This window comes from Lentzea chajnantorensis (genome assembly GCF_054300775.1).
The window spans coordinates 8,096,343-8,102,500 of the sequence record NZ_JBSDZT010000002.1 but is presented as its reverse complement, the minus strand read 5'-3'; the positions used below and the strand labels follow the sequence as shown (position 1 = coordinate 8,102,500).

The following is a 6,158-nucleotide window of genomic DNA, read 5'->3' as shown; positions in this document are numbered from 1 at the left end:
AGTGGTAGTACTGGTGCAAGCGTGTAGGGAGAAGCATAGGCAAATCCGTGCTTCACATATCCTGAGACGTGATGCGTAGCCGATTGAGGCGAAGTAGAGTGATCCCATGCTGCCGAGAAAAGCCTCTAGCGAGCTTTCACGCGGCCCGTACCCCAAACCGACACAGGTGGTCAGGTAGAGAATACCGAGGCGATCGGGCGAACTGTGGTTAAGGAACTCGGCAAAATGCCCCCGTAACTTCGGGAGAAGGGGGGCCGTAGCGCTTGAAGCCTTTTGCGGGCTAGGGCGAGACGGCCGCAGAGACCAGCGAGAAGCGACTGTTTACTAAAAACACAGGTCCATGCGAAGTCGCAAGACGATGTATATGGACTGACGCCTGCCCGGTGCTGGAACGTTAAGGGGACCGGTTAGTCCTTCGGGGCGAAGCTGAGAACTTAAGCGCCAGTAAACGGCGGTGGTAACTATAACCATCCTAAGGTAGCGAAATTCCTTGTCGGGTAAGTTCCGACCTGCACGAATGGCGTAACGACTTCTCGACTGTCTCAACCGCAGGCCCGGCGAAATTGCATTACGAGTAAAGATGCTCGTTACGCGCGGCAGGACGGAAAGACCCCGGGACCTTTACTATAGCTTGGTATTGGTGTTCGATTCGGCTTGTGTAGGATAGGTGGGAGACTGTGAAGCGGCCACGCCAGTGGTTGTGGAGTCATCGTTGAAATACCACTCTGGTCGTATTGGATGTCTAACCTCGGTCCGTGATCCGGATCAGGGACAGTGCCTGGTGGGTAGTTTAACTGGGGCGGTTGCCTCCCAAAGAGTAACGGAGGCGCTCAAAGGTTCCCTCAGCCTGGTTGGCAATCAGGTGTCGAGTGCAAGTGCACAAGGGAGCTTGACTGTGAGACTGACGGGTCGAGCAGGGACGAAAGTCGGAACTAGTGATCCGGCCATGGCTTGTGGAAGCGTGGTCGCTCAACGGATAAAAGGTACCCCGGGGATAACAGGCTGATCTTGCCCAAGAGTCCATATCGACGGCATGGTTTGGCACCTCGATGTCGGCTCGTCGCATCCTGGGGCTGGAGTAGGTCCCAAGGGTTGGGCTGTTCGCCCATTAAAGCGGTACGCGAGCTGGGTTTAGAACGTCGTGAGACAGTTCGGTCCCTATCCGCCGCGCGCGTAGGATACTTGAGGAAGGCTGTCCCTAGTACGAGAGGACCGGGACGGACGGACCGCTGGTGTGCCAGTTGTTCTGCCAAGAGCATTGCTGGTTGGCTACGTTCGGAAGGGATAACCGCTGAAGGCATCTAAGCGGGAAGCTCGTTCCAAGATGAGGTATCCCACCCTTTGTGGGTTAAGGCCCCCAGCTAGACCACTGGGTTGATAGGCCAGAGGTGGAAGACCGGTAACGGTTGGAGCTGACTGGTACTAATAGGCCGAGGACTTGTTACGAAGACGCTACGCATCCACTGTGCGGTTCTGGAAGAACAACCAGAACCGATAGGTCGACTCCGGTCGGCTGGTTGTAATTTCATAGTGTTTCGGTGGTTATAGCGTTGGGGAAACACCCGGTCCCATTCCGAACCCGGTAGTTAAGCCCTTCTGCGCCGATGGTACTGCACTGGTTACGGTGTGGGAGAGTAGGTCGCCGCCGAACTTAATTTGCCCTGCGGGTTGAGCGCCACAAGCGCTCCCCGCAGGGCTTTTTTTCGTGTTCCACGACCGTCGAGCGAGGTCAGCCGGCCGTGCCGGAGCTGAGCGCTGCCAACTGATCCGCGTACTCGATGCGCTCGACCCACTCCTGCGGCCACGCGGCGAGTCCGTGCGCGGCGCCGGCGAACGCCCCGGCCAACGCCGCGATCGAGTCCGAGTCACCACTGGTCCTCGCGCCCCGCACCAAGCACCGCACCGGGTCGTCGGCGTGCCGGATCGCGCAGTACAGTCCGGTCACCAGCGCCTCCTCCGCGATCCAGCCCTCGCCGGTGGCCAGGCTCGCGTCCTGCCCGTCATCGGGTTCGGCGAGGGCGGCCACCAGCCGTTCGAGCACCTCGGCGCACTCGTCCCAGCCGCGCGCGATGAAGTCGGCCGGCGTCGTCGCACCCGGCGTCCGCCACAGGGGACCCAGCCACTGCTCCAGGTAGACCGAGCGCCGTTCGCGGCAGCGGTCCAGCATCGCGGCGGGCACCTCGGCCAGGTCGCGTCCGTCGACCAGCAGCCTGGTCGCGTACGCGGTGAGCTCGGACGCGGCGAGCGCCGTGGGATGACCATGCGTCATGGCGGCCTGCAGCTGCGACACCCCGGCGAGGACGTCGAGGTCGAGGTCGGGCACCAGTCCCACCGGCGTGACCCGCATGTTCGCACCGCAGCCCTTGGACCCCGCGATGGTCGCCTCCACCCACGGCAGGCCCTCCGCCAGGCCGCCGCACGCGCGCAGACACGTCATCCCGGGTGCGCGGTTGTTCTCCGGGCTGTGCGCCCAGGACACGAACCGCTCGCGCAGCCGCGGTTCGAGCACGTCGGCGGTGTACCGGTCGACGCCGTGCAGCGCCCACGCGACGGCCAGTGCCATCTGCGTGTCGTCGGTGACCAGGGCGGGGTCGCCAACCAGGTCGTCCGGTCCGTGAGGACCGAACCGCCGGTCGATCTCCGCAACGGACAGGAACTCCGTCGGCTTGCCGAGCGCGTCCCCGAAAGCCAACCCGTACAACGATCCCGCGACTCGGTCCACGGTCCGACCCTACTTGCGCGAGCGGTGCAACGGTGTGGAACCCTTGAAGTGCATTTGTTCCGGTGGCGCGGCAACGGCAATGGACTCCGTCGACATCACCGGAGTCGTCCAGGCGCTCTTTTCACCCGAAAGGGCCCGTACCATGGAATAAATACAAGCCATAGCGTTTTGGCGTGACTGTATTCACATCTACCGCGTACAGCAGGGACCTGGGCGACGAGCTGCGCCGCGTCCGGGAGGCCGGCACCGGCATGAGCGGGGCGGCGCTGGCCGTGCGACTGGGGTGGGACCCGAGCAAGGTGTCCAACCTGGAGCACGGCAAGGTGCGGGCCACCGACATCGACCTCGTGCAGCTGTTCACCATGTGCGGCAAGGACATCCAGTACATCGACGACTTCCGGCGCCGGTACCGGTACGCCTTCGACGAGTACGTCGTGCACGCGCCGGAGGACGTGCGCACGGCGAGGATCGGGGAGTCCGCGGCCACGTCGATCACGAGCTATTCGGTGACCAAGCTGCCCAGTCTGGTGCAGACCCACGAATACGCCGACGCGCTGCACCGGCTCGGTGGTTTCACGACCGGCGACCGAATTGCTGCGGCCGTGCAGCACCGCATGGACCGGCAAGTAGTCCTGCGTCGGAACAACCCGCCGAAATGCTTGTTCTACATCCACGAGTTCGCGTTGCAGCAACGGGTCGGCGGCCGGCGGGTGATGGAGGACCAGTGCGCGCGGCTGCTGTCCGAGGAGCACAGCGTCCGGGTCGTGCCGATGCGGGCCGTGGTGCCGTCCAGCGGCTGCGTGCTCTGGGAGTACGAGAAGGCGATGCCGGTCGTGTTCAGCGAGACCGAGCTCGCGCAGGTGTTCGTGCAGGACCCCGGCGCGATCGCGCGGATCAGGCTGGTGTTCGACCGGCTGGCCGAGGTCGCGCTGGACGAGGAGCAGTCGCTGGGCAAGCTCGGGGAGTACGCGGGGCGCCGGCGGGCCGCGCGCGACGACCAGGGGCCGCACGCGGCGTGACGGGCGGCTGCGGGGGCGCGTGGTCAGGCGCCCCCGCACCCGTGGGGGTCAGCGCCAGCCGTGGCGTGCGCGCAGGGCGTCCACGACCTGGCCGAAGGCGACCGGGCCGAGCACGGCGCCCTCGCGGCGGATGTCGTCGTCGGAGTCGAGGGCGAACACCCGGTCCAGTCGCAGGTAGGACGGGCGGCCGTCGCGGTCCCAGGCACCGGAGCCCAGCTCCAGGTAGTCGTCGCGCGGCTCCTTCGAGGAGAGCATCAACGCGATCAGCTCGCCCTTCGCGCGGCCCACGACCAGCAGCGGGCGGTCCTTGCCGCGGTTCGCGTCCTCCTCGTAGGGCACCCACGCCCAGACGACCTCGCCGGGGTCCGCGTCACCGTCCACCGAGGGCTCGTACTCGAGCTTGGCGGCCTCCGCCGCGTCGAAGATCTCGCGGACCGCGCCCTTGGCCGGGCGGGGGTCTTCACCGTTCATCAGCACGAACGCACCCTAGTGGTGCAGAGCACGTGGGCCTCTATGGGACCATAAGGGGACACCCGTCCGATTTCCTGCTGAGGACCGCCTTGACCACGTTCGCCGACACGACGTTCACGCCGCCGGAACTCATCCGGAACTTCTGCATCATCGCGCACATCGACCACGGCAAGTCCACGCTGGCCGACCGCATGCTGCAGCTCACCGGCGTGGTCGAAGCGCGGGCGATGCGCGCTCAGTACCTCGACCGCATGGACATCGAGCGGGAGCGCGGCATCACCATCAAGGCGCAGAACGTGCGCCTGCCCTGGCAGGTCAACGGGCAGGACCACGTCCTGCACATGATCGACACGCCGGGCCACGTCGACTTCACCTACGAGGTCTCCCGTGCGCTGGAGGCCTGCGAGGGCGCGATCCTGCTGGTCGACGCCGCGCAGGGCATCGAGGCGCAGACGCTCGCGAACCTGTACCTGGCGATGGAGAAGGACCTCACCATCATCCCGGTGCTCAACAAGATCGACCTGCCCGCCGCGGACCCGGACAAGTACGCGAAGGAGATCGCGCACATCGTCGGCTGCGAGCCCGACGAGGTGCTGCGGGTCTCCGCCAAGACCGGTCTCGGCGTCGAGGCGCTGCTCGACGAGGTCGTGAAGCTGGTCCCGCCGCCCGTGGGCGAGGCGGACGCACCGGCCCGCGCGATGATCTTCGACTCGGTCTACGACACCTACCGCGGCGTCGTCACCTACATCCGCGTCGTCGACGGCAAGATCACGCCGCGCGAGCGCATCAAGATGATGTCGACCGGTGCCACCCACGAGATCCTCGAGGTCGGCATCGTCTCGCCGGAGCCGAAGCCGTCCCGCGGCCTGGGCGTCGGCGAGGTCGGCTACCTGATCACCGGCGTGAAGGACGTGCGCCAGTCGAAGGTCGGCGACACCGTCACCTCCGAGCGCAAGGGCGCCACCGAGCCGCTGGCCGGCTACCGCGAGCCGCGCCCGATGGTCTACTCGGGCCTGTACCCGGTCGACGGCTCCGACTACCCGGAGCTGCGCGAGGCGCTGGAGAAGCTCCAGCTCAACGACGCCGCGCTGACGTTCGAACCGGAGACCTCCGCGGCACTGGGCTTCGGCTTCCGCTGCGGCTTCCTCGGCCTGCTGCACCTGGAGATCACCCGCGACCGCCTCGAACGCGAGTACGGCCTCGACCTGATCTCCACGGCACCGAACGTCGTCTACCGCGTGATCATGGAAGACGGCGCCGAGCACGTCGTGACGAACCCGTCCGACTGGCCGGAGGGCAAGCGCGCCGAGGTGTACGAGCCCGTCACCAAGTGCACGATCATCGCCCCGTCGGACTACATCGGCGCGATCATGGAGCTGTGCCAGGCCAAGCGCGGCCAGCTCGGCGGCATGGACTACCTGTCGGAGGACCGCGTCGAGCTGCGCTACACCATGCCGCTCGGCGAGATCATCTTCGACTTCTTCGACTCGCTGAAGTCCCGCACCCGCGGCTACGCCTCGCTGGACTACGAGGAGTCGGGCGAGGCCGAGTCGGAGCTGGTCAAGGTCGACATCCTGCTGCAGGGCGAGGCCGTCGACGCGTTCTCCGCGATCGTGCACAAGGACCACGCCTACGGCTACGGCACGCGCATGGCCACGAAGCTGCGCGAGCTCATCCCGCGACAGCAGTTCGAGGTGCCGATCCAGGCGGCCATCGGGTCCCGTGTGATCGCCCGCGAGACGATCCGCGCGATCCGCAAGGACGTCCTGGCCAAGTGCTACGGCGGTGACATCACCCGCAAGCGCAAGCTGCTGGAGAAGCAGAAGGAAGGCAAGAAGCGCATGAAGATGGTGGGGCGCGTGGAAGTGCCGCAGGAGGCCTTCGTCGCCGCGCTGTCGACCGAGGAGCCGAAGGGCAAGAAGTAGGAGCCGTGGCACGCCTTCACG

Annotated in this window: 4 protein-coding genes and 2 rRNA genes (1 of these 6 only partly in view); 4 read left to right on the top strand and 2 right to left on the bottom strand. The window is 65.8% G+C overall.

The genetic code is table 11. The features are described 5' to 3' along the window. Positions 1 to 1,446: ribosomal RNA gene (locus ACVDFE_RS38800) — 23S ribosomal RNA — on the top strand; it begins 1,638 nt to the left of the window's first position. 88 nt (positions 1,447 to 1,534) lie between these two features. Further along, a 5S ribosomal RNA gene (rrf, locus tag ACVDFE_RS38795) occupies positions 1,535 to 1,651 on the top strand. 78 nt (positions 1,652 to 1,729) lie between these two features. Here rrf and ACVDFE_RS38790 read toward each other — a convergent pair. Continuing rightward, positions 1,730 to 2,722: an ADP-ribosylglycohydrolase family protein gene (locus ACVDFE_RS38790; RefSeq protein ID WP_458433904.1), complete on the bottom strand. Its 993-nt coding sequence runs from the start codon at positions 2,720 to 2,722 to the stop codon at positions 1,730 to 1,732. A gap of 173 nt (positions 2,723 to 2,895) precedes the next feature. Between ACVDFE_RS38790 and ACVDFE_RS38785 the strand changes: the two genes are divergently transcribed. Next, positions 2,896 to 3,741: a helix-turn-helix domain-containing protein gene (locus ACVDFE_RS38785; protein WP_360397115.1), complete on the top strand. Its 846-nt coding sequence runs from the start codon at positions 2,896 to 2,898 to the stop codon at positions 3,739 to 3,741. Between the two features lie 48 nt (positions 3,742 to 3,789). Here ACVDFE_RS38785 and ACVDFE_RS38780 read toward each other — a convergent pair whose 3' ends face one another. Further along, positions 3,790 to 4,212: a type II toxin-antitoxin system PemK/MazF family toxin gene (locus ACVDFE_RS38780; RefSeq protein WP_458433903.1), complete on the bottom strand. Its 423-nt coding sequence runs from the start codon at positions 4,210 to 4,212 to the stop codon at positions 3,790 to 3,792. 89 nt (positions 4,213 to 4,301) lie between these two features. Here ACVDFE_RS38780 and lepA point away from each other — a divergent pair, with 89 nt between their 5' ends. Continuing rightward, complete coding sequence (gene lepA / locus ACVDFE_RS38775; RefSeq protein ID WP_360397117.1) at positions 4,302 to 6,137, top strand: translation elongation factor 4; 1,836 nt, start codon at positions 4,302 to 4,304, stop codon at positions 6,135 to 6,137. Positions 6,138 to 6,158: the final 21 nt, after the last annotated feature.